Source organism: Brevundimonas sp. GW460-12-10-14-LB2 (assembly GCF_001636925.1).
In the GTDB taxonomy this organism is placed as follows: Bacteria; Pseudomonadota; Alphaproteobacteria; order Caulobacterales; family Caulobacteraceae; genus Brevundimonas; species Brevundimonas vesicularis.
Genome location: NZ_CP015511.1, coordinates 2,537,872 through 2,561,354 on the forward strand (window position 1 = coordinate 2,537,872; position 23,483 = coordinate 2,561,354).

At 67.1% G+C, this 23,483-nt stretch carries 23 protein-coding genes; 10 read left to right on the forward strand and 13 right to left on the reverse strand.

Annotation, left to right across the window (positions count from 1 at the left end):
- Positions 1-17: 17 nt before the first annotated feature.
- On the forward strand, positions 18-1,022 hold the full coding sequence (locus A4249_RS12650; protein WP_066553136.1) for an LLM class flavin-dependent oxidoreductase: 1,005 nt from the start codon (positions 18-20) through the stop codon (positions 1,020-1,022).
- On the opposite strand, the gene A4249_RS12655 is transcribed toward A4249_RS12650, so the two are convergent.
- Positions 1,019-1,990, reverse strand: coding sequence for an alpha/beta fold hydrolase (locus A4249_RS12655; RefSeq protein WP_066553138.1), 972 nt, complete (start codon positions 1,988-1,990; stop codon positions 1,019-1,021). The two genes, A4249_RS12650 and A4249_RS12655, sit on opposite strands and share 4 nt — an antisense overlap.
- Positions 1,991-2,037: 47 nt before the next feature.
- Here A4249_RS12655 and A4249_RS12660 point away from each other — a divergent pair, with 47 nt between their 5' ends.
- The gene (locus tag A4249_RS12660; RefSeq protein WP_055754301.1) at positions 2,038-2,874 is read left to right on the forward strand and encodes an aldo/keto reductase; all 837 of its coding nucleotides are present in this window, start codon (positions 2,038-2,040) and stop codon (positions 2,872-2,874) included.
- On the opposite strand, the gene A4249_RS12665 is transcribed toward A4249_RS12660, so the two are convergent.
- Together A4249_RS12665 and A4249_RS12670 are read right to left on the reverse strand one after the other, a co-directional pair.
- Complete coding sequence (locus tag A4249_RS12665) at positions 2,871-3,272, reverse strand: HIT domain-containing protein (RefSeq protein ID WP_442854502.1); 402 nt, start codon at positions 3,270-3,272, stop codon at positions 2,871-2,873. The genes A4249_RS12660 and A4249_RS12665 overlap by 4 nt on opposite strands.
- Positions 3,269-4,171 (reverse strand): SIMPL domain-containing protein, encoded by a 903-nt coding sequence (locus A4249_RS12670; protein WP_066553142.1) that lies wholly within the window; start codon positions 4,169-4,171, stop codon positions 3,269-3,271. Before A4249_RS12670 ends, A4249_RS12665 begins: the two co-directional genes overlap by 4 nt.
- Positions 4,172-4,310: 139 nt before the next feature.
- On the opposite strand from A4249_RS12670, the gene mdh reads away from it, so the two are divergent.
- On the forward strand, positions 4,311-5,273 hold the full coding sequence (gene mdh / locus A4249_RS12675) for a malate dehydrogenase (protein WP_066553143.1): 963 nt from the start codon (positions 4,311-4,313) through the stop codon (positions 5,271-5,273).
- Between the two features lie 85 nt (positions 5,274-5,358).
- Here the strand turns inward: mdh and A4249_RS12680 are convergent, their stop codons facing one another.
- Positions 5,359-5,859: a YbjN domain-containing protein gene (locus A4249_RS12680; RefSeq protein ID WP_066553144.1), complete on the reverse strand. Its 501-nt coding sequence runs from the start codon at positions 5,857-5,859 to the stop codon at positions 5,359-5,361.
- 35 nt (positions 5,860-5,894) lie between these two features.
- Positions 5,895-6,986: a cell division protein ZapE gene (gene zapE / locus A4249_RS12685; RefSeq protein ID WP_066553146.1), complete on the reverse strand. Its 1,092-nt coding sequence runs from the start codon at positions 6,984-6,986 to the stop codon at positions 5,895-5,897.
- A gap of 142 nt (positions 6,987-7,128) precedes the next feature.
- Between zapE and A4249_RS12690 the strand changes: the two genes are divergently transcribed.
- The 3 genes from A4249_RS12690 (at position 7,129) to A4249_RS12700 (ending at position 10,778) form a co-directional block, all read left to right on the forward strand.
- Positions 7,129-8,175 (forward strand): aspartate-semialdehyde dehydrogenase, encoded by a 1,047-nt coding sequence (locus A4249_RS12690; RefSeq protein ID WP_066553148.1) that lies wholly within the window; start codon positions 7,129-7,131, stop codon positions 8,173-8,175.
- Positions 8,176-8,311: 136 nt separating this feature from the next.
- Positions 8,312-9,238: an EamA family transporter RarD gene (gene rarD, locus A4249_RS12695; protein WP_066555171.1), complete on the forward strand. Its 927-nt coding sequence runs from the start codon at positions 8,312-8,314 to the stop codon at positions 9,236-9,238.
- A 25-nt stretch (positions 9,239-9,263) separates the two neighbouring features.
- Positions 9,264-10,778: an MFS transporter gene (locus A4249_RS12700; RefSeq protein WP_066553151.1), complete on the forward strand. Its 1,515-nt coding sequence runs from the start codon at positions 9,264-9,266 to the stop codon at positions 10,776-10,778.
- Here A4249_RS12700 and A4249_RS12705 read toward each other — a convergent pair.
- From A4249_RS12705 to A4249_RS12735, 7 genes are all read right to left on the reverse strand, one after another.
- Positions 10,763-11,896, reverse strand: coding sequence for a serine hydrolase domain-containing protein (locus A4249_RS12705; RefSeq protein WP_066553153.1), 1,134 nt, complete (start codon positions 11,894-11,896; stop codon positions 10,763-10,765). The genes A4249_RS12700 and A4249_RS12705 overlap by 16 nt on opposite strands.
- A 45-nt stretch (positions 11,897-11,941) precedes the next feature.
- Positions 11,942-12,745 (reverse strand): hypothetical protein, encoded by an 804-nt coding sequence (locus A4249_RS12710; RefSeq protein ID WP_066553154.1) that lies wholly within the window; start codon positions 12,743-12,745, stop codon positions 11,942-11,944.
- 76 nt (positions 12,746-12,821) lie between these two features.
- On the reverse strand, positions 12,822-13,091 hold the full coding sequence (locus A4249_RS12715) for an ATP synthase F1 subunit epsilon (RefSeq protein WP_039243854.1): 270 nt from the start codon (positions 13,089-13,091) through the stop codon (positions 12,822-12,824).
- Between the two features lie 2 nt (positions 13,092-13,093).
- Complete coding sequence (atpD, locus tag A4249_RS12720; RefSeq protein WP_066553156.1) at positions 13,094-14,629, reverse strand: F0F1 ATP synthase subunit beta; 1,536 nt, start codon at positions 14,627-14,629, stop codon at positions 13,094-13,096.
- Positions 14,630-14,666: 37 nt separating this feature from the next.
- Positions 14,667-15,545, reverse strand: coding sequence for a F0F1 ATP synthase subunit gamma (locus tag A4249_RS12725; RefSeq protein WP_045809980.1), 879 nt, complete (start codon positions 15,543-15,545; stop codon positions 14,667-14,669).
- Positions 15,546-15,577: 32 nt separating this feature from the next.
- Positions 15,578-17,110: a F0F1 ATP synthase subunit alpha gene (gene atpA, locus A4249_RS12730; protein WP_066553159.1), complete on the reverse strand. Its 1,533-nt coding sequence runs from the start codon at positions 17,108-17,110 to the stop codon at positions 15,578-15,580.
- A gap of 72 nt (positions 17,111-17,182) precedes the next feature.
- Complete coding sequence (locus A4249_RS12735) at positions 17,183-17,737, reverse strand: F0F1 ATP synthase subunit delta (RefSeq protein ID WP_066553163.1); 555 nt, start codon at positions 17,735-17,737, stop codon at positions 17,183-17,185.
- A gap of 344 nt (positions 17,738-18,081) precedes the next feature.
- On the opposite strand from A4249_RS12735, the gene A4249_RS12740 reads away from it, so the two are divergent.
- The gene (locus tag A4249_RS12740; RefSeq protein WP_055807309.1) at positions 18,082-18,909 is read left to right on the forward strand and encodes a TerC family protein; all 828 of its coding nucleotides are present in this window, start codon (positions 18,082-18,084) and stop codon (positions 18,907-18,909) included.
- 5 nt (positions 18,910-18,914) lie between these two features.
- A complete protein-coding gene (locus A4249_RS12745) occupies positions 18,915-19,688 on the forward strand; it encodes a glutaminyl-peptide cyclotransferase (RefSeq protein ID WP_082854155.1) in 774 nt (257 codons plus the stop codon).
- Between the two features lie 68 nt (positions 19,689-19,756).
- Here the strand turns inward: A4249_RS12745 and katG are convergent, their stop codons facing one another.
- Positions 19,757-22,027 (reverse strand): catalase/peroxidase HPI, encoded by a 2,271-nt coding sequence (gene katG / locus A4249_RS12750; RefSeq protein WP_066553169.1) that lies wholly within the window; start codon positions 22,025-22,027, stop codon positions 19,757-19,759.
- A gap of 146 nt (positions 22,028-22,173) precedes the next feature.
- On the opposite strand from katG, the gene A4249_RS12755 reads away from it, so the two are divergent.
- Entirely contained in the window at positions 22,174-23,073 is a 900-nt protein-coding gene (locus A4249_RS12755) for a hydrogen peroxide-inducible genes activator (RefSeq protein ID WP_066553170.1), read from the forward strand.
- Positions 23,074-23,145: 72 nt separating this feature from the next.
- Positions 23,146-23,397 (forward strand): hypothetical protein, encoded by a 252-nt coding sequence (locus A4249_RS12760; protein ID WP_066553171.1) that lies wholly within the window; start codon positions 23,146-23,148, stop codon positions 23,395-23,397.
- Positions 23,398-23,483 lie beyond the last annotated feature (86 nt).

Here is a 23,483-nt window from a genome sequence, read left to right on the forward strand (position 1 = left end):
GACCCGATCTAGGCGTCATGATCCCGTTTTCAGTTCTCGACCTCTCCCCCATCGTCGAAGGCGGCGACGCCCGACGCGGCCTGGACGAAACCCTGGCCCTGGCCCAGGCCGCCGACCGGCTCGGCTATGAGCGGTTCTGGCTGGCCGAACACCACAATATGCCCGGCATCGCCAGCGCCGCCACCGCCCTTGTCATCGGCCATGTCGCGGCGGGGACCGAGCGCATCCGTGTCGGCTCCGGCGGCGTCATGCTGCCCAACCACGCGCCCCTGGTCGTCGCCGAACAGTTCGGCACACTGGAGACCCTGTTCCCTGGCCGCATCGACCTCGGCCTGGGCCGCGCGCCCGGCACGGACGGCGCCACCGCCCGTGCGCTGCGGCGCTATTTCGAAGGCGCCGATCAGTTTCCGCGCGACGTCGTCGAACTGATCCAGTGGTTCGAACCGGCGTCTGAGAACCAGCCCGTCCACGCCGTGCCCGGCGCCGGCCTGCGCGTGCCGATCTGGCTTCTGGGCTCGAGCCTGTTCAGCGCCCAGCTCGCCGGTCAGCTCGGCCTGCCCTACGCCTTCGCCAGCCATTTCGCGCCCGAACTGCTGCTGGAGGCCCTGGCCCTGTATCGCCGCGAGTTCGTCCCCTCGGACCGCCTGGCCAAGCCCCACGCCATGGCCGCGATCAACGTTTTCGCAGCCGACACGGACGCCGAGGGCGTGCGCCTGTCCACGTCGGTGCAGCAGAGCTTCGCCCGCCTCTCGACCGGCAAGCCGGGCAAGCTGCCGCCGCCCGTCGGCGACATCACCACGATCCTGACGCCGCAGCAGATCGCCGGCGCCAAGGGCCGCCTGCTCTATTCCGCCATCGGCGGTCCGGAGACCGTCAAGCGCCAGCTTGCCGACTTCATCGCCCTGACCGGCGTGGACGAGCTGATGGTCACCGGCATGATGTTCGACAACGCCGCCCGCATCCGCAGCCTGGAGATCGTGGCCGAGGTGCGTGAGCAGATGGCGACGAAGCAGGCGGCCTAGAGGCCCTTCACGAAATCCAGCAGCAAGCGGTTGATCTCGCCCGCCCGTTCCTGCTGGATCCAGTGACCCGCGTCCAGCACGACGACCGAGCGGATCAGGTTGGGCGCCCAGTCCTTCAGGCCCGCCTCGTGCCCTCCGGCGTAATGGCGCACCGGGTCGTCCTCGCCGACGATGAACAGGGCCGGCGGGGTGATCTTGTGGTCCTGAACGAAGGCCGTCAGCGACCAGTTCAGGTCCATCGCCCGATACCAGTTCAGCGGCCCTTCGAACCCGCCCGCCGAAAAGGCCTGCACATATTCGTCGAAATGCGCCTCGCTCATCCATGGCGGCAGGGTGGCGTCGTCGGCGATGGTGTCGAGCAGGGCCACGCCTTCGGGCATGAAGCCGGTCGATCTGCGATCGGCGGGGGTCGCGCCGTCATAGGCGTAAAACAGTTTTCTCAGCGCCATCGCCGGATCGGCGTCCAGCGCGCGGTGGGCGTCCGGCGCCTGGAACCGGCTGATGTAGAGGTCGCCTAGCCCGGCCCGTTTCGAGATGGCGGCCATGGCGGCCGTGGGCGGTCCCTTGGGTCGGCGCGGCTGGAACGGCACCGACAGGCCCGCCACCGCCGTGAACAGATCCGGCCGCAACAGGGCGCAATGCCAGGCCACCGGCGCGCCCCAGTCATGCCCGACGACGAAGCAAGACGCCTTGCCCAGCGCGCGGACCAGATCGACCATGTCGCCGACCAGGTGCAGAATGGAGTAGGCCTCAATCCCCTCCGGCTTGTCCGTCCCGCCATAGCCCCGCATGTCCGGGGCGACGACATGATAGCCCGCCTGCGAGATCGCCTCGACCTGGGCGCGCCAGCTGATCCCCAGTTCGGGAAAGCCGTGGATCAGCAGGACCAGCGGCGCGTTGTCATCCTCGAACCCGGCCTCCAGAACCTGTTGGACCAGACCGTCGGTCTTGATATGCCGGGTTCGCATCGCTTCCTCCGACGGCGTCTTCGCCGCTCATTATCGTCAGGACGGACATGACCCGCCTCGTCACCTTTGCGGACGGTACGACCGTTCCCGCCCTTGGCCAAGGCACCTGGGAGCTGGGCGACGACCCGGCCTGGCGCGATGAGGAGCAGCAGGCTCTGGCGCGCGGCATCGACCTGGGCATGACCCTGATCGACACGGCTGAACTCTATGGCGACGGTCGCTCGGAACGTCTGGTGGGCGAGGTCATCGCCGGACGCCGCGACGAGGTCTTTCTGGTCTCCAAGGTCCGGCCCGAGAATGCGTCGGAGATGAAGATGATGCTGGCCTGCGAGAAGTCGCTGGAACGGCTCGGCGTTGAGCGGCTGGACCTCTACTTACTGCACTGGGAAGGCCACGTACCCTTAGAAGAGACCGTCGAGGCCTTCCGCGATCTGGTCGACGAAGGGATGATCGCCCGCTGGGGCGTGTCGAACCTGGATCTGCGCGCCATGGAGCAGCTGATGGAGATCGAGGGGGGCGAGGACTGCGCCGCCAACCAGCTGCTCTACAATCTCGCCTCGCGCGGGGTGGAGTTCGACCTCTTCCCGTGGATGCAGGCGCGCGACATGCCGATGATGGCCTATTCGCCGCTTGGGCGAGGCGAACTGCTGGAGCAGCCCCTGATCCGCGACATCGCCAATCGCCATTCCGCCAGCCCGGCCCAGGTGGCGCTGGCCGCCGTCCTGCGCCACGACGGCGTCATCGCCATCCCCAAAGCCAGTTCCGTCGAACACGTCGAGGCCAACGCCGACGCGCTGGACATCCAGTTCGACCTGGAGGATCTGGAACGGCTGGATGCAGCCTTCCCGCCCCCGAAACACGCCGTGCCGCTGGATATCATCTAGCTTCCGGCGACGATCGCCAGCCGCCGCGCCCGCTCATCGTCTGTATACGGAATAACTGGCCCGCGACCCCAGACCGGATCGGGCCACAGACCGTCGTCGCGGCGGCGGCCGACCACATGGACATGCAGTTGCGCCGTCACATTGCCGATGGCGCCGACGTTCAGCTTTTCGACCGCGCCCAGCCGCCGAACCAGCGCCCCGGCCCGCACCGTCTCCTCCATCAACATAGTCCGCTGTTCGACACTGAGGTCTTCCAGCTCCACCGCCCCCTCGACGCGCGGGATCAGGATCAGCCAGGGAAAGCGGGCGTCGTCCTGAAGCCGCACATGGCACAGCGGCCATTCGGCAGCGGCCACCGATCCTGCCTCGAAGGCCGGAGCGACCTCGAACCCCATCAGTTCAATCCGTAAATGACGCAGGCGCTGTCGAATAAGGTCTGCAACGGCGGCTGCAGCGCCAGTCGCGCCGCCTCGATCTGGGCCTCGCTCGGCCCCCCGTCGCTCGGCGGAGGCGGCGGCGGCGCGGGCGGTGGCGGCGGCGGGGCCGAACCATTGGCCCTGATCCGCGAACCCGTCACAACGACGTCGTCTACCGTCGTCGCCTGTCCACCCCCGGCGGCGTAGGAGGGCCATCCTGCGAGCACATCGGTTTGGCAGACTCGGCCCGTCGGATCGATAATCTTAACCCCGCCCAGAGCGGCGCCAGCATTGGCCGCCGCCGCCTCGGCGCGACGTCTGGCGTCCTTAATCGCCTCGGCCTGAAGATTGGCCTTCCAAATATTGTCGGGCTCGAGCCTGAAGGACACACGGCCGATCGCGGTCGGGCGCGCGGCGACGATCGTCGCGTAGACCCGTTCGATCAGGGCTACGTCCCGAACCGTCACGGCGACGGAGGCGTCGGCCTGATAGCGGGCCACGCGGTCGGCGCGGGTGTTGTCGCGCATCACCCCGTTTTCGTCGCGATACTGGTCATACAGCGGCTGGGTGGTGACGCTGGTCTCGACCCGGACCTTGTCCGCGCCATAGGCCGACAGCGCCCGGCTGAGCGCTCGGACCTGTTCAGCGGCGGCGCGCGACGCCTCCGTCACGCTGCGATCCACCGATTGAAAACTGGCGGTGACGGAGGCGCGGTTGGCCGGAATTTCCACCCGCACCTGACCGACCGAGGCGATGACCGGATCGCGCATCCACCAAGGTGCGGGAATATAGCGGTCGCCGATCGTCGCAGGCGGCGTCTGGGCCAGCACAGGCGTGGCGACCGACGCCAGCAGCAAGGCGAAAGCGAATGAACGGCGCATCGAAATCCTCCGGTTGTCGCCGGACCTTCGCAAGCCTGACCAAGGCCGTAAAGCGAGGTTCTTGCGACAGCCGCGCGAGGGGTCTAGACCGCCCGCACGATTAATCCCCATTTCGCACACGCAATAAACGGAGACATCCATGGCTCGCGCGAAGATCGCCCTTATCGGCGCCGGCATGATCGGCGGAACCCTGGCCCACGTGGCCGCGCGCGAAGCCCTGGGCGACGTGATCCTGTTCGACATCGCCGAAGGCACCCCGCAGGGCAAGGCGCTGGACATCGCCGAGGCCTCGGCCGTCTTCGGCCAGGACGTGGCCCTGAAGGGCGCCAACGACTATGCCGACATCGCGGGCGCAGACGTCTGCATCGTCACCGCCGGCGTGCCGCGCAAGCCGGGCATGAGCCGCGACGACCTGATCGGCATCAACCTGAAGGTCATGAAGGCCGTCGGCGAGGGCATCAAGGCCCACGCCCCCAACGCCTTCGTCATCTGCATCACCAACCCGCTCGACGCCATGGTCTGGGCCCTGCAGAAGTTCTCGGGCCTGCCGAAGGAGAAGGTGGTCGGCATGGCCGGCGTGCTGGACTCGGCTCGCTTCGCCTACTTCCTGGCTGAAAAGACCGGCGTGTCGGTGCAGGACATCCACGCCTGGACCCTGGGCGGTCACGGCGACGACATGGTGCCGATGGTGCGCCACTCGACCGTCGGCGGCCTGCCCCTGCCGGACGCCGTCGCCGCCGGCTTCCTGTCGCAGGACGAACTGGACGCTATCGTCGAGCGCACCCGCAAGGGCGGCGGCGAGATCGTGGCCCTGCTGAAGACCGGCTCGGCCTTCTACGCCCCGGCGGAATCCGCCATCGCCATGGCCAAGTCCTACCTGCTGGACCAGAAGCGCGTCCTGCCCTGCGCCGTCTGGCTGTCGGGCGAATACGGCCTGTCGGACCTCTACGTCGGCGTCCCCGCCCTGATCGGCGCCGGCGGCGTCGAGAAGATCGTCGAGTTCACCACCAACGACGAAGAAAAGGCGATGTTTGAAAAGTCCGTCGCCTCGGTCCAGGGCCTGCTGCAGGCCTGTAAAGATATCGACGGCTCGCTGGCGTAAGCCACGCGACGATCGAATGACGAAGGGCCTGCGGAGCGATCCGCAGGCCCTTTTTGCTTTCACTTCTCCCATCGGGAGAGGGACATCATTGCGGCGGGACGTAGCCCATGCCTGCCGCAAACTTGGGCAGCAGTTGCAGCCAAACCGTCAGCGGGTCCGCCAGTTGCGTCACGCCTTCGCCCGACAGCACGACGACATCGTACTGCACCGTCGCCGTCGGCGTTTCGGCGGCGGTGTGGAAGGCCTTCAGATAGCGATTGTCGCGGTTCCAGGCGTTGACCTTGTCCAGCGTGGCCCCGGCGCCCGGCACAACGGCGCTGAACTGAACCTCGCCGCAGCCAGACGCCTCGCAGCCATAGAAGAAGACCGCCCAGGTCAGGCCCGCATTGGTCACGGTGAAGAAGGTCAGGCCGTTCTCGGTCTGCACAGGCCCGACCCGCCCGCCCAGCCCGGTGATCCACGTCCCGACCTCGCCCGGCGTCAGACCGCGACTGGCCGCAGCCGGCGCCGTCTGGGCGAACGCTCCTCCCGCCGTCAGCGGCGATAAGGTCAAAGAAATGGCGGCGGCGAGGGCGAGACGGCGCATGGAAACACTCCGGGGGTCAGCCCTTACCCTAACCGTCAGTCGCGGACGTGCGCCAGCCAGTCCTTGCTCTGCATTTCATTGAAGCGCGACACGGTGCGCTCGAACTCGAACGCCCCCACTCCTTCGGTATAGAGGGCCTCCGGCTTGGCTGCCGCCAGCACGATCAACTTGGTCTTGGCCTCATAGAGGGCGTCCACCAGCGTCACCAGACGCCGCGCCTCGTGGTGGTTGGCCGAACCCAGGATCGGCACGTCTTCCAGAAACAGGGTGTGGAACCGCTGGGCGATGGCCAGATAGTCCTGCGGCCCCAGCGGCTTGGCGCACAGGTCATTAAACGTCGCCCGCGCCATCGACCCGACGGTGCGCTCCACCACCACATCGCGGCCCAACACGCTCAGGTGCGCCGGCTCTTCTGGTTCGCCCCCCTTCAGCTCGCGCCATAACGCCTCGAACGCCGCGCGGTCGTCCGGCGTGTGCCAGACCTGGGCCGACGTCATCCGGTCCAGCCGCCAGTCCCGCGCCCCGGCCGTCTCCACGACCACGCAGCGCTCGCGGATGATGTCGATGAAGGGCAGGAAGAGCTGGCGGTTGATGCCGTTCTTGTAGAGCTCCTCCGGCGCGCGGTTCGAGGTGATGGCCAGCACCACCCGATCCTCGAACAGGGCTTCGAACAACCGGCCCAGGATCATGGCGTCGGCGATGTCGGTGACCTGCAGTTCGTCGAAACACAGCAGCCGGGCTTCCGACGCGATCAGCTTCGCGATCGGCGGGATGGGGTCGTCGCCCTTATGCGTGCCGAACACGGCCTTGCGGGTCTTCGCATCCCCTTCGCGCCACTGTTTCACCAGGTCGTGGATACGGGCCATGAAGGCGTGAAAGTGGGCGCGCGTCTTTCGCGGCTCCGGCGTCGCCGAATAGAACAGGTCCATCAGCATCGACTTGCCGCGTCCGGGCGGGCCGTAGAGATAAATGCCCCGGACCTCCGGCGCCTTGCCGAACAGGCCGCGTTTGGCCAGATCGACCTCCAGCCGCTCCAGCGCCGTGATCACGCTCTCCTGCGCCGGATCGGGCGTCAGCACGCCCTCTTCCACGCGGATGTCGTAGGCGTTGCGAATACGGGAGGTCATGGGAGCGGTGCTTAACGCTCCCTCCAGCGAAAAGCGATTGCTTCACGGCCCTGAACGCCTATTTGCAAGGCCATCACTACAATGCGCTCAAGCAGCGAGGCCCCGTGGGCCGAGCGGTAGCGCGTCCGAAGGACAAGAAGAAATGGGTTATCGCGTCGCCATCGTCGGAGCCACGGGCAATGTGGGCCGCGAAATGCTGAACATCCTCGAGGAGCTGGAATTCCCCGTCGATGAAATCCACGCCATCGCCTCGCGCAAGTCCAAGGGCGTCGAGGTCTCCTTCGGCGACAAGACCATCAAATGCCAGGACATCGAGCAGTTCGACTTCTCCAAGGTCGATATCGTCCTGATGTCCGCCGGCGGCGCGGTGTCCAAGGAATGGTCCGAGAAGATCGGCAAGGCCGGTCCTATCGTGATCGACAACTCCTCGGCCTTCCGCAAGGACCCCGACGTGCCGCTGATCGTGCCCGAGGTGAATCCGGACGCCATCAAGGACGCGACCAAGAAGAACATCATCGCCAACCCCAATTGCTCGACCATCCAGCTGGTGACGGCGCTGAAGCCGCTGCACGATGCCGCCAAGATCAAGCGGGTGGTCGTCTCGACCTATCAGTCGGTGTCCGGCGCCGGCAAGGAAGGCATGGACGAGCTGTGGAACCAGACCAAGGCCATCTACGGCCTGGGCGACGCCACGCCCAAGAAGTTCCCCAAGCAGATCGCCTTCAACGTCATCCCCTACATCGGTTCCTTCCTCGAGGACGGCTCCACCGACGAGGAGAAGAAGATGTCGGACGAGACGCACAAGATGCTGGACCCCGACATCCAGGTCACAGTCACCTGCGTGCGCGTGCCGGTCTTCGTGGGTCACTCCGAGGCCGTGAACGTCCAGTTCGACCGCCCCATCGAACCCGACGAGGCCCGCGCCATCCTGCGCGAGGCGCCCGGCGTGCTGGTCATCGATAAGCAGGAGCACGACGGCTATATCACCCCCGTCGACGCCGCCAGCGAACACGCCGTCTATGTCAGCCGCATCCGCAAGGATCCGACCGTCGAGAACGGCCTGAACCTTTGGGTCGTGTCCGACAACCTGCGCAAGGGCGCCGCCTTGAACGCCGTCCAGATCGCCCAGCTTCTGGACGAGACGGGCGTGATCAAGTCGTCGTCGGGATATCGTTCGATCACGGTCTGACGCTCCACCCCGTCATCCTCGGGCTTGACCCGAGGACCGGATGTTCCGCCGCTGGTGCGAACGAGCGACGCACAGGCGCCCGCCGCGCCCGATCCTCGGGTCAAGCCCGAGGATGACGGCGGGGATGAAGGACCCCATGACCGCCTCCCCCTCTCCCAACGACCCCCGCGCCGTCGGCACGGCTATCGCCTGCTACACCCTGTGGGGGTTGCTGCCGCTGCTGTTCATGGCGATGGCGGCGCACGGCTTTGGCGCGCCCGAAATCTTGGCGCACCGAGCGGTCTGGTCGGTCTTCGTGGCGGGCCTGGTCCTGCTGCTGGCCGGGCAATGGGGCGAGGCGCGCCGCGTGCTGGCCACGCCGCGCACCCTGGCCTGGCTGGCCCTGTCCGCGCTGCTGATCGGCACCAACTGGAGCCTCTACGTCTTCGCCACCACGCATCACGCGACGCTGGAGGCCAGCCTCGGCTACTATATCAATCCCCTGCTCAACATGGCGGCCGGCGCCGTGCTGTTCCGCGAGAAGATCGACCGCTGGAGCGCACTCGCCATCGGTCTCGCCGCCGTCGGGGTCGTGATCCAGACCATCGCCCTGGGCCACGTGCCGATCATCGGCCTGACCTTGGCCGTCACCTTCTGCGCCTATGCGGTGATCCGAAAGCGCGTGCCCGCCTCGGCCCAGACCGGTCTGTTCGTGGAATGTCTTGTGCTGCTGCCCATCGGCGCGGTCTTCCTGGCCTGGTTGACCACCCACGGTCAGGCGGTCGGGTTCGCCTCGCCGTCCGGCCTGATCTGGGCGCTGGTGAACGGCCCGGCGACCGTGATCCCGCTGGCGCTGTTCGCCTGGTCGGCGCGCCGCCTGCCCCTATCCACGGTCGGTTTCATCCAGTTCCTGGCCCCAACGCTGCAGTTCGCCTGCGGCGTCGCGACCGGCGAGCCTCTGACCCTGCTGCGGATCGTCTCCTTCGTCTTCATCTGGGCCGGCGCCGGCGTCTTCGCCCTGGCCGCCTTCAATCGCAGCCGCGCCGCACGCGAGGCGTTGAAGACCACGGCGGAACCGGCGTAGCCTTCGCCCACACGGAGGCGAGGCCATGACGACCGCCCAACCGGGCCCCTGCGAAGGCGGACAGGTCCACGCCGCCGCCGAACCGGCCCATCCGCTGTCAGCGTCGCGCAAACGCTGGGTGCTGGCCGCGACGGTGCTGGGCTCCAGCCTGACCTTCATCGACGGCTCGGCCCTGGGCGTCGCCCTACCCGCCGTACAGCGGGATCTCGCGGCCGCCACGGCGGCGGTCCAGTGGGTTTCGAACGCCTATCTGCTGACCCTGGGCGCCCTCGTTCTGATCGGCGGCGCGGCCGGCGATCGGTTCGGACGGCGGCGGGTCTTTCTGATTGGGGTCGCGATCTTCGCCCTGGCCTCCATCGGCTGCGCCCTGGCGCCCACCGTCCAAGCCCTGGTCGCCGGCCGAGCGATCCAGGGGATCGGCGCGGCCCTGCTGACGCCCGGCGCCCTGGCGGTGATCGGCGCCACCTTCCCGCCCGAGGAGCGCGGCAAGGCCTTTGGGACCTGGGCCGGGTTCGGGGCCCTGACCGGCATGGTCGGGCCGCTGATCGGGGGATGGCTGGCCGACGCTGCCGACTGGCGCGCCATCTTCTGGATCAATGTCCCGCTGGCGATCCTGACCGCTGTGGTGACCCTGGCCGCCACGCCCGAGAGCCGGGATCCCGACGCGAGCGGTTTGGACGGTCTGGGCGCGGTTCTGGCCGTCGCCGGACTGGGCGCCCTGACTTGGGCCCTGACCGCCGCGCCCGATCTGGGGTTCGCATCGCCCGTCATCCTGGCCGGACTTGTCGTGGGCGCGGCGTTGCTGCACGCCTTCGTCTGGGCCGAGGCGCGCCAGAGCCACCCGATGATGCCGCTGGGCCTGTTTTCGTCTTCGGTGTTCAGCGGGATCAATCTGCTGACCCTGCTGCTCTACTTCGCCTTGGGCGGGGCGATGTTCTTCCTGCCCTTCGATCTGATCCGGGTGCACGGCTGGAGCGCGACCGAGGCCGGCGCCGCCATGCTGCCCTTCGCCGCCGTCATGGGCCTGTTTTCCGGCCTCGCTGGACGGGTCGCCGATCGGTTCGGCGCGCGTCTGTCGCTCAGCGTCGGGCCGGCCCTGGCCGGGATCGGACTGGCGCTCCTCGCCGTGCCTGCGCCGGGCGCGGGCTATGTCGACGGACCTCTGGCGGGGATGACGGTGCTGGCGATCGGCATGACCCTGGCGGTCGGGCCGCTGACGGCGACAGTGATGGGGGCCGCCAAGGCGGGCCACACCGGCGTGGCCTCGGGCGTCAACAATGCGGTGGCGCGCGTGGCCAGCCTTCTGGCCGTCGCCCTCTTGGGCCTGGTGCTGTCTGCGGTCTTCGCCGGGGTCGCCGACCTGCCTGACGCGCGCGCCCAGCTGGCCCAGGTCATGTCGGGCGCCGAGATCACGCCCGTCGTCCGCGACGCCTTCCACGCGGCGTTTCGGGCCGTGATCCTGACCTGCGCCGGCTGCGCGGGCTTGGCCGGCCTGATCGGCCTGCTGACCGCGCCCGGCCCGGTTCAGAAGGCGGCGTAAAGCGCGTCCAGCAACCGCTTGGGCCGAGGGTCGCCGATCAGGTGCGGCGACTGGCGCGTCATGACATAGGCTGCGGACAGTTTCCGCGAGGGATCGGCCATGGCCATAGACCCGCCCCAGCCATAATGGCCGAAGGCTTCGTTGGGCCCGAACACCTTCAGCCCGTCGTTGCGCATCAGACCGGCCGCCCAGCTGATCGTATAGGGCAGCACCTTGTCCGGCCCGTGGATGCGCTCGCGCGTCAGCTGATCCAGCGTTCCCGCCGACAGCACCGACCGGCCGTCCAGCACGCCGCCATTGGCGACCACGCCCAGCATCTTCGCCAGCCCCAAGGCCGTGCCGTGCAGATTGGCCGACGGAATCTCCATCTCGCGCCAGGCCGCCGAGCCGCGCCCGCCCGGCGCCGAGCCGCGATCCAGGAAGGCCGCCTGTTTGATCGGATCGATGGCCCCCAGGCTCGGCGCCGCCGTGGGTTTGCGCATCTGCGCCACCCTCCCGTGTTCGCTTTCGGGCAGGCCGATCCACAGGTCCAGCTCCGGGAAGTCCTGGCGCAGCGCTTGGCCCATCGTCCGTCCGGTCGCGCGGCGATAGACCTCATTGGCCAGATAGCCGACGGTGATCGGGTGATAGCCCGAGGCCGAGCCCGGCGCCCACATCGGCGCCTGCGCCGCCAGACGCGACAGAACCGCGGACACGTCGAACCAGATCGTCGCATCGACCGCCTCTGAAAAGCCCGGCAGCCCCGACTGGTGGCTCATCAACTGGGCGACGGTGACCTCCGCCTTGCCCGCCGCGCCGAACTCGGGCCACAGCGAGGCGACCGGCTGGTCATAGTCGATCTGACCCGTCTCGACCGCGCTCGCCATCAGGATGGCCATCACCGCCTTCCCGGTCGAAAACACCGAGGTCAGGGTGGCGTCGGTGAACGGCGTCGTCCTGGCCGTATCCGCATGGCCCGCCCACAGATCGACGACCGTTTCGCCCTCGACCAGCACGCTGAACCGCGCCGCCTGCTCATTCAGCCCCTCGGGCGCGGCGGTGAAGTTGGCGGCGAACGCCTCGCGCACGGCCTCGAAACCGGGTGCGCAGACGCCGTGGATGTCGATGAGATCGGTCATGGGCCGGTCTTAGCCGTCCGCCGTCGATCTGTCAGCCGACCGCGCCTAATCCAGCAGTCCCCGCGTGGAGGTTTCGCCGGGCGTCAGGTTCAGGATCAGCTCAAGCCGTGCGCCCTCGGCCGGCGCGCTGGGGCTGTGCGCCGTCAGGGTCATGCCGTGGCCGCGATATCGTTGCGCCGTCATCTCCGGCAGGGCGATCGGCCCGCCGTCCTTGCGCCACCCTTCGTTCTCCAGCCGCGTCAGCGCGGTTTGCGCCGCCTCGGCATAGCCATAAACCAGCACCTGACACGCCGGGTCGTGGAAGGTCACGAAGGCGGCCATGCCGTGCCCGTCGCTGGGCGGATTGGCGATGACGGCGGTGAAACCCATCGTGCTGTAGGACAGCGCCTCGCGCATTTCCGGCAGCGGGATCATCTGCACAGGCGCTCCGCGACCGTAGCCGGCGTCGAAGGCCGCCTGACGCAGGCCCTCCAGCGAATAGGGCTTATCGCCCAGGAACCAGCCGCAGAACGCGTCGACGCCGTTCAGAATGGCGGCGACAGGCTCGACCGAAGGCGGCGGCGCGGGCCGGGCTGCGGCTGCGGCCGCAGCGGGCGCGCTGACCGGCGTCTGCGCCGTGACGATCTGGGCGTCGGCCCGCGCGATCCGTGCCTGCAACATCGAGTCGGAGGGACAGGACGCTGGAATATTGATCACCTGGCCTGCGCCGCCCATACGCACCGGCGGTTGATAGATCACCATGGCCGGCCGGCACCCATTGGCGTCCAGATTCGGCTCGACCAGGGCCGCGCAGCCGGACGTGGCGCCGAGCAGCACCGGAATAGCGATGAGTGTCAGGACGCGCTTCATGATCGCCAATGCTGAAATGAAAACGACCCCGACGCGATCACGGCGGGGTCGTTTGCGTCAACTGAAATAATCAGGATCAGGCCGCGACAACCTCGGTGGCCTGTTCGGCCAGGATGGTCAGGCCTTCGCCGTTCACGTCGGCGAAGCCGCCGTGAACGTCGTACTGGGTCTTCGAGCCGTTGTTATAGACGGTCACCAGACCCTCGCGCAGGGCGGTCATGAAGGGCGCGTGGTCCGGCAGAACGCCGAAGTCGCCCTCGACGCCCGGTGCATCGACCTGGTCCACGAGGCCCGAAAAGACCTCGCGTTCCGGCGAGACGAGGGAGAAGTTCAGCTTGCCGGCCATGATCAGGCTTCCGAAGCCATCTTCTCGGCCTTGGCGACGGCCTCTTCGATGGAGCCGACCATGTAGAAGGCGGCTTCCGGCAGGTGGTCGTATTCACCGGCGACGATGCCCTTGAACGAGCGGATCGTGTCGGCCAGCTCGACGAACTTGCCGGGCGAGTTGGTGAACTGTTCGGCCACGAAGAAGGGCTGCGACAGGAAGCGCTGGATCTTGCGGGCGCGCGAAACGACCAGCTTGTCCTCTTCCGACAGCTCGTCCATGCCCAGGATGGCGATGATGTCCTTCAGGCCCTTGTACTGCTGCAGCACTTCCTGAACCGAACGGGCGACGTTGTAATGTTCGTCGCCGATAACCAGCGGGTCCATGATCCGCGAGGTCGAGTCCAGCGGGTCGACGGCCGGGAAGATGGCCTGGGCGGCGATGTCGCGGCTCAGAACCGTCGTTGCGTCCAGGTGGGCGAACGAGGCGGCGGGCGCCGGGTCGGTCAGGTCGTCGGCGGGCACGTAGATGGCCTGAACCGAGGTGATCGAACCCTTCTTGGTCGAGGTGATGCGCTCTTGCAGGTTGCCCATCTCGGTGGCCAGCGTCGGCTGATAGCCCACGGCCGAGGGGATGCGGCCCAGCAGAGCCGACACTTCCGAACCGGCTTGCGTGAAGCGGAAGATGTTGTCGACGAACAGCAGCACGTCCTTGCCTTCTTCGTCACGGAAGTATTCCGCGATCGACAGGCCGGTCAGGGCCACGCGAGCGCGGGCGCCGGGGGGCTCGTTCATCTGGCCGTACACCAGGGCGCACTTGGAGCCCTCGGTCGAGCCGCCGTTCTTGGACGGGTCCACGTTCACGTTGGACTCGATCATCTCGTGATACAGGTCGTTGCCTTCGCGGGTGCGCTCGCCCACGCCGGCCAGAACCGAATAACCGCCGTACGCCTTGGCGATGTTGTTGATCAGCTCCTGCATGGTGACGGTCTTGCCCACGCCGGCGCCGCCGAACAGGCCGATCTTGCCGCCCTTGGTGTAGGGGCACATCAGGTCGATGACCTTGATGCCCGTGACCAGGATTTCAGAAGAGGTCGACTGCTCTTCGAAGCTGGGCGCTTCCTTGTGGATCGGGCGGTATTCGGCGGTGGCGATCGGGCCGGCTTCGTCGATCGGTTGGCCGACGACGTTCATGATGCGGCCCAGGGTGCCCGGGCCGACCGGCGCCTGGATCGACGAACCGGTGTCAGTCACGGGCTGGCCGCGCGTCAGGCCTTCGGTCGTGTCCATCGAGATGGCGCGGACCATGTTCTCACCCAGGTGCTGGGCGACTTCCAGAACCAGGGTGAAGGGCTCGCCCGTCTTCTGGTCGACGTTCTGGGTGTGCAGGGCGTTCAGGATCGCCGGCAGGTGGCCGTCGAACTCGACGTCGACGACGGCGCCGATGACCTGGGCGATCTTGCCCGTGCCGGCGGCGTTGACGGGAGCGGCGTCCGGAGCGGCCTTCTTGGCGGCGGGCTTGCGGGCTGTGGGTTTCTTGGCGGCGACGGTGTCGGTCATGGTTGGGGTCCGTATCGGAATGTCTGTTCGGTCGGGATCAGAGGGCTTCGGCGCCGGCGATGATCTCGATCAGCTCGGTGGTGATCTGGGCTTGGCGCTTGCGGTTGTATTGCAGCGTCAGGGCGTTGATGAGGTCGCCCGCGTTGCGCGTCGCGTTGTCCATCGCCGCCATCTGCGAGCCGAAGAAGCCGGCCTGGTTCTCGTACAGCGCGGCCAGGATCTGGGTCGTCAGCGCGCGCGGCAACAGGGTTTCCAGGATTTCCTCTTCCGAGGGCTCGTACTCATAGACCGCGCCGTTCAGGTCGATCGGCGCCGCATCTCCCTCGACCACGGCCGGGATGAGCTGCTTGGCCGTCGGGACCTGTTGGATCACCGACTTGAACTGGCTGTAGAACAGGGTGACCACATCGGCCTGCCCCTCTTCGAACGCCGTGGCGATCATTTCGGCGACCGGCTGGGCCGACGGCAGGCCGATCGTCTTGTGGTCCGACAGTTCGAAAGTGTGAACCACCTTGTCGCCGTACAGACGCGCCAGCTGATCGCGCGACTTCTTGCCGACGGCGATGATCTTCACATCCTTGCCGGCGTTGATCAGGCTGTTGATCCGCTCGCGCGCAGCGCGGATGACGTTGGTCGAGAAACCGCCCGCCAGACCCTTGTCCGCTGTCGCCACGACGATCAGGTGACGCTGGTCCTGGCCCGTGCCCGACAGCATCTTGGGCGCGTCGGCGCCCGAGACGCCGGCGGCCAGATTGGCGATGACCGAGGCCATCTTCTGCGCATAGGGCCGGGCGCTCTCGGCCTGGTCCTGGGCGCGCTTCAGCTTGGCCGCGGCGACCATCTGCATGGCTTTCGTGATCTTCTGCGTGGCTTTCACGCTTCCGATCCGATTGCGCATTTCCTTAAGGCTGGCCATCCGGCGCTACTCTCTCAGCTGTCCGGAGGGGCTCAGGCGAAGGTCTTGACGAAGGCGGCCAGGATGTCCTTCAGCTCGGCTTCGAGGTCCGAGGTCAGGTCCTTCTTGGTGCGGATGCCTTCCAGCAGCGACGCGTGGTTCGCATGGATGCGCGCCAGCAGCTCTTTCTCGAAGCGGCCGACGTCGCCGACGGCGATGCCGTCGATGTAACCGCGCGTGCCGGCGTAGACCGAGACGACCTGCTCTTCCATCGCCAGCGGCGAATACTGCGGCTGCTTCAGCAGTTCCGTCAGACGGGCGCCGCGCGCCAGCAGCTTCTGGGTCGAGGCGTCCAGGTCCGAGCCGAACTTGGCGAAGGCGGCCATCTCGCGATACTGGGCCAGTTCGCCCTTGATGGAGCCGGCGACCTTCTTCATCGCCTTGGTCTGGGCCGACGAGCCGACGCGCGACACCGAGATGCCGACGTTCACGGCCGGACGGATGCCCTGATAGAACAGGTCCGATTCCAGGAAGATCTGGCCGTCGGTGATCGAGATCACGTTGGTGGGGATGTAGGCCGAAACGTCGTTGGCCTGGGTTTCGATGATCGGCAGGGCGGTCATCGAGCCCGAACCGTAATCCTCGTTCAGCTTGGCCGAGCGCTCCAGCAGGCGGCTGTGCAGATAGAAGACGTCGCCCGGATAGGCTTCACGACCGGGCGGACGGCGCAGCAGCAGCGACATCTGGCGATACGCAACAGCCTGCTTGGACAGGTCGTCATAGACGATCAGGGCGTGCATGCCGTTGTCGCGGAAGAACTCGCCCATGGCGGTGCCGGCGAACGGGGCCAGGAACTGCAGCGGGGCCGGCTCCGAAGCGGTGCAGGCCACGACGATGGTGTATTCCAGCGCGCCGGCCTCTTCGAGGGTCTTGACGATCTGGGCGACGGTCGAACGCTTCTGGCCGATGGCGACGTAGATGCAGTAGAGCTTGGCGCTCTCGTCGTCGGTCTTGTTGACGTTCTTCTGGTTCAGGATGGTGTCGATGGCGACGGCGGTCTTGCCGACCTGACGGTCGCCGATGATCAGTTCGCGCTGGCCGCGGCCGACGGGGATCAGGGTGTCGATGGCCTTCAGGCCGGTCTGCATCGGCTCGTGAACCGACTTGCGCGGGATGATGCCGGGCGCCTTGACGTCTACGCGGCGGCGCTCGGTGAACTCGATGGGGCCCTTGCCGTCGATCGGCTCGCCCAGCGGGTTGACGACGCGGCCCAGCAGGCCGCGGCCGACCGGCACGTCCACGATCTCGCCCAGGCGGCGCACGTCGTCGCCCTCGGCGATGGCGGCGTCGGCGCCGAAGATCACGGCTCCCACGTTGTCGCGCTCGAGGTTCAGGGCCATGCCCTTCACGCCGGCCTTGGTGAACTCGACCATTTCACCGGCCTGGACATTGTCCAGACCGTGGATGCGGGCGATGCCGTCGCCGACCGACAGCACGCTGCCGACGTCGGAGACATCGGCTTCGACGCCGAAGTTGGCGATCTGCGACTTGAGGATGGCCGAGATTTCAGCGGCGCGGATGTCCATGACGGGCTCTCTGTTCTTCAGTCTTCTGCGGGTGCGCCGTTCAGGCGCGCATTCTTGGTGGCGGGAGCGCGTTTAGGCGCGCTTGAGGGCGAACTTCATCTGGTCGAGCTTGGTCTTCAGCGAGGCGTCGAACAGTTTCGAACCGACCTTGACCTTCAGGCCGCCCAGGATCGACGGATCGACGCGTGCGGTCAGTTCCGGCGCCTTGCCCAGGCTGTTGGACAGGGCGGCGGTGATGGCGGCGACCTGTTTGGCGTCCAGCGGCTGAGCCGAGACGACCTCGGCGGCGACGACGCCGGCGTGTTTGGCGTAGCGCGCTTCGAACCCGGCGATCACGGCCGGCAGGTCCTTGGCGCGATGGTTCTGACCCAGCAGACCCAGGAAGTTGGTCGTGGTCTGCTCGAACCTGGCCTTGGCGGCGATGGCCACCAGACCCTTGGCCTGGTCCGGCGCGGCGATGACGGGCGAGACAGCCAGACGACGCAGGTCGGCGCTTTCGGTCCAGGCCGCCCTCAGCGACTTCAGGTCGGCGCGGACGGCGTCCAGGCGGCCGGTTTCCAGCGCCAGGTCAAACAGCGCCTGTGCGTAGCGATCGCCGACTTCCGTCGTTCTGAAATCATCAGCCACTGATTAGGGTCCGAGGTCGTTGTGTCAGGGTCGCAACCGACTGCGAGGCTCGCAACGGTCAAAAGCTTGAAATGCTTACGGAAAGCACGACGGAGGCCGTATCCGTAAATACGCCCCCTTCAAGCCGGGCGCCTGATAGCACGGGGTTTCGCCGCTCGCAACATTGCGTGAAGGCGCGCCGTTGCCGCAGGGCGAGAGCGCGCCGCCGTTTCCTTCCACACAGCGGAGGAAGGGCGACCGCGCCCAGGGGGGTGCGACCATGACGCCGCACCCCATCGCTTGATCGGAACCTGCGTCGGCCCTAGCGCTTTCCGCTCAAGCTTTATCCTCCACCAGGAAACCCCATGCTCGACAGCATAACCCCCCTGCTCTCCGATCCGGCCGCCTGGGCCGCATTGGTGACCCTCATCGTGATGGAGGTCGTGCTCGGCATCGACAACCTGATCTTCATCTCAATTCTGTCGAACAAACTGCCCGAGCATCAGCGGCAGAAGGTGCGGCGCATCGGTATCGGCCTGGCGCTGATCATGCGTTTGGCCCTGCTGTCGATCATCGCCTGGCTGGTCGGTCTGGTGCAGCCGGTCTTCACCGTCATGGGCAATGAATTCTCTTGGAAGGACCTGATCCTGATCGCGGGTGGTCTGTTCCTGGTCTGGAAGGCGACCAAGGAAATCCACCACACGGTCGATCCCACGCCCAGCCACGATGTCATGGACAAGAAGGACGTGGTCATCGCCAATGCCGGCGCGGCCATCTTCCAGATCATCCTGTTGGACATCGTCTTCTCGATCGACTCGATCCTGACGGCCGTCGGCATGACCGAGCACCTGCCGATCATGGTCGTCGCCGTCCTGGTCGCTGTGACCGTCATGCTGCTGGCCGCCGACCCCCTGGCCAACTTCATCAACAAGAACCCCAGCGTCGTCATGCTGGCGCTCGGCTTCCTCCTGATGATCGGCATGGTGTTGATCGCCGACGGCTTCGGCTATCATGTGCCCAAGGGCTACATCTATGCGGCCATGGCCTTCTCGGCCGGTGTTGAGGCGTTGAACATGCTGGGTCGCAAATCCGCATCCAAGAAGGAAAAGGCCGAACTGGCCCGCAGCGAGGCGAACGCCGCCGAGGCCCGCGCCCAGAAGGCCGAGGCCGAAGCCGCCGCCGAGCGGGGCTGAGGCTCATGATGCGCCTGTCGTCCCGGCTCGCCGGCCTTGTCGCCGGTCTGCTGTTGACGACAGGCGTCGCCCTGCCGGTCAGGGCCGAAGTCCCGGTCCAGCCCTACGAGGTGGTGCGGGCCTATCCGCACGACACAGGGGCCTTCACCGAAGGCCTCTTCTTCCACGACGGCGACCTTTACGAGAGCACAGGCCTTTATCCGTCTTTCATCCGTAAGGTCGATCTGGAGACCGGACGCGTGGAGCGTCAGCGCGACCTGCCGACCATCTACTTCGGCGAGGGCATGACCACGCTGAACGGCAAACTCTACAGCCTGACCTGGCGCAACCACATCGGCTTCATCTGGAAGCTGGACGACTTCTCGCCCCTGGGCGGCTTCTCCTATCCGGGCGAGGGCTGGGCCCTGACCACCGACGGTCACCGCCTGATCATGAGCGACGGCACCGACCAGCTGCGCTTTCTCGATCCCGAGACGCTCGCCGAGACCGGCCGCGTCTCCGTCACCGCCGACGGCCGGCCGCTGGATCAGATCAACGAGCTGGAATGGATCGACGGCGAGGTCTTCGCCAACCTCTGGCAGGACAACCGCATCGCCCGCATCGATCCCGAGACCGGCGTGGTCAAGGCCTTCATCGACCTGACCGCCCTGGTCCCCAAGGGCGCGAACCTCGACCCCAACGACGACGTCCTGAACGGCATCGCCTGGGACGCGGCGGGAAAACGCCTGTTCGTCACCGGCAAACGCTGGCCGCAGCTGTTCGAGATCAGGCTGCGCTGATCCGCACGAAGAAGAAGGCCGGACGCTGCGACGCGCCCGGCCCTCTTCTTTCCACCCTCTGCCCCGGCTCAGCCGTGCAGGTCGAACCGGTCCAGCTCCATCACCTTGGTCCAGGCCGCCACGAAGTCAGAGACGAACTTTCCTTCGGCATCAGCCCCGGCATAGACCTCGGCCAGTGCGCGCAGTACGGCGTTGGAGCCGAACACCAGATCGACACGCGTGCCGGTCCACTTCGCTTCGCCCGTCTTGCGATCGCGGCCCTCGAACACGTCCTTGGCGTCCGTGGTCGCCGTCCACTTCACGTCCATGTCCAGCAGGTTGACGAACACGTCGTTGGACAGCACGCCCGGCCGCTCGGTCAGCACGCCGTGCGTCGCTCCGCCCGTATTGATGTTGATGGCCCGCAGGCCGCCGATCAGCACCGTCATCTCCGGCGCCGTCAGCGTCAGCCGCTGCGCCTGATCGATCAGCAGCGACTCGGCTGGCACCGCGTAGCGGGCCTTCTGGAAGTTGCGGAAGCCGTCGGCGACCGGCTCCAGATAGCCGAAGGATTCGACATCCGTCTGCGCCTGGCTGGCGTCGGTCCGGCCGGGCGTGAACGGCACGCTGGCGTCGTGGCCCGCCGCCTTGGCCGCCTGCTCGACGCCGGCATTGCCGGCCAGCACGATCAGGTCGGCCAAAGAGACCTTCTTGCCGCCCGTCTGCGCCTCATTGAACTCGGTCTGGATGCGCTCCAGCGTCTTCAGCACCTGGTCCAGTTGTTCGGGCTGATTGACGGCCCAATCCTTCTGCGGCGCCAGGCGGATGCGCGCGCCGTTGGCCCCGCCCCGCTTGTCCCCGCCCCGGAAGGTCGAGGCCGAGGCCCAGGCCGTGCCCACCAATTCGGCGGCGCTCAGGCCCGAGTCCAGCACCTTGGCCTTCAGACCCGCCGCGTCCGTCGCATCGATCAGTGGATGATCGACCTCCGGCACGGGATCCTGCCACAGCAGGACTTCGCTCGGGACTTCCGGCCCGATGTAGCGCGAACGCGGCCCCAGATCGCGGTGGGTCAGCTTGAACCAGGCCCGCGCAAAGGCGTCCGCAAAGGCCTGCGGATCGTTCAGGAACCGGCGCGAGATTTTCTCGTATTCCGGGTCGAACCGCATCGACAGGTCGGTCGTCAGCATGGTCGGCCGCTTCTTCTTCGACGGATCGTGGGCGTCGGGGATGATCTCGCCCGCGTCTTTGGCCACCCACTGATGCGCCCCCGCCGGAGACTTCTCCAGCTCCCATTCGAAGCCGAACAGGTTTTCGAAATAGAAGTTGCTCCACTGGGCCGGCGTCTGGGTCCAGGTGACTTCCAGGCCGCTGGTGATCGCGTCGCCTCCGTGGCCGCTGCCGAAGCTGGACGCCCAGCCCAGGCCCTGCGCCTCAAGCCCGTCGGCCTCGGGCTCGGCCCCGACATGGTCGGCCGGACCGGCGCCGTGCGTCTTGCCGAAGGTATGGCCGCCCGCGATCAGGGCGACCGTCTCCTCGTCGTTCATCGCCATCCGGGCGAAGGTGTCGCGGATGTCGCGCGCCGCCGCGATCGGATCGGGATTGCCGTCCGGCCCCTCCGGATTGACGTAGATCAGGCCCATCTGCACGGCGGCCAGCGGGTTCTCCAGATCGCGGGAATGCTTGTCGCCGTCCGCATTGTCATCGCTGACCAGCACGGCCTCGTCGCCGGGCTTCACCACACCGTCCGAGCCGTGGGCATAGCGTTCGTCGCCGCCCAGCCAGGTCGTTTCGCGACCCCAATAGACGTCCTGATCCGGCTCCCAGGTATCAGCGCGGCCGCCCGAGAAGCCGAAGGTGCGGAAACCCATCGTCTCCAGCGCGACGTTTCCGGTCAGGATCATCAGGTCGGCCCACGAGATGGCCTGGCCGTATTTCTGCTTGATGGGCCACAGCAGGCGGCGCGACTTGTCGATATTGACGTTGTCGGGCCAGGAGTTCAGCGGGGCGAACCGCTGCTGGCCCCGCCCGCCGCCGCCGCGACCATCGCCGACGCGATAGGTGCCGGCGCTGTGCCAGGCCATGCGGACGAATTGCGGGCCATAATGGCCGAAGTCCGCCGGCCACCAGTCTTTGGAGTCCGTCATCAGCGCGCGCAGATCCGCCTTCAGCGCCTCATAGTCCAGCTTGGAAAAGGCCTCGCGGTAGTCGAACGACTCGCCCAGCGGATCGGACTTGGTCGAATGCTGGTTCAGCAGATCGACACGTAGCTGGTTGGGCCACCAATCGCGGTTCTGAACGCCGCCGCCTGCGACCGATCGGGGCGTCCGGCCGGAAAAGGGGCATTTGGCTTCGTCGGTCATGGTGTTTTCTCCCTGCTGCACTGGCGCACGACGGCGAGCGATTTTTGCATCGCCCTGTAGATGATGGGGTCATACGACACGGGTCAAACGGATAAAGCCAATCGATTATCCTTGGCGTCAGCATAGGACAGGCCTATTTTCCTTCCATGCTTCCCACGTTGCGTCAGCTCCAGTATCTCAAGCTCCTGGCCGAACACGGCAGCTTCTCGCGCGCCGCCGAGGCCGCCCACGTCAGCCAGCCCGCCCTCAGCGCCGGTGTGCAGGAGCTTGAGCGCATCCTGGGCGCGCCGGTGGTCGAACGCGCGCGCGGCGCCGTGATCATGACCGCCGTTGGAGCCGAGGCCGTTCGCCGCGCCGAGGACGTTCTGGCCCGCACCGAGGATCTGGTCGAGGCGGCCAAAAACGCCGGGCGTCTGCTGTCCGGCCGATTCCGCCTCGGCGTGATTCCGACCGTGGCCCCCTTCCTGCTGCCCGCCAAGCTCCCGTCGGTGAAGGCCGCCTATCCCAGCCTGAAGCTGTTCATCCGCGAGGATCTGACGCCCCGGCTGATCGCGGCGCTGAAGGCGGGTCAGATCGACGCCGCCGTCATCGCCCTGCCCTATGATGCGCCAGGCATCGCCCACGCCCGCATCGGCGATGATGAGATCATGGCTGCCGCCCCCGCCGACCATGCCTTGGCCGCGCCCGGCCCCATCCGTCCCGGCTCGCTGCGGGCCGAGGATCTGATCCTGCTGGAAGACGGCCATTGCCTGCGCGACCATGCCCTGGCGGCCTTGGACATCGAGGCCCCGCGCGGCGACGACGTCTTTGCGGCCACCAGCCTGCACACCCTGGTTCAGATGGTCGGCTCGGGCCTCGGCGTCTCCTTCCTGCCGAAGATGGCGGTGCAGGCCGGTCTGGCCGACAACCCCTCTGTCGCCATCCGCGCCTTCGAAAACCAGGCCGACGGCGCCCCGCCCCATCGCGAGATCGTCGTCGCCTGGCGCGCCGGCTCCAGCCGCGCCGCCGAGGCCCGGCTGCTGGCCGAGGCCCTGAAGTTAGAGTGAAGTTAGAGCGAAAACGGACTGAGGCTCGATTGATCGATTGACCTGAGCGCCGAACAGGCCGCTTGGAAGCGGATGGCAACCGAAACCGTCTATATCGTCCAGGCCTATGTCCAGGGCCGGGGCAAGGCCCTGCGCGCAGAACCCCAGGTCGGCTGCAAAGACGCCGAGGAGGCGCGTCGCAAGGCCGAACGTCTGGCGCCGTTGCGTCTGGGCGTCGTCGCCTTCGCCGTCTCGGCGGACACCGAAATGGGCGATTACGACGAAGAGCCCAACATCCTCTTCAAGTCCGGCCAACTCCCGCCGCCGTTCAGCGATCCGGACTGACGGCCAGGCAACTCGCCCCGACAGGTCGCGTTTGCTTTCCTGACAACGGATCGGCGCCGCCCCGGGCGTCCGACCGAAGCTTCAGG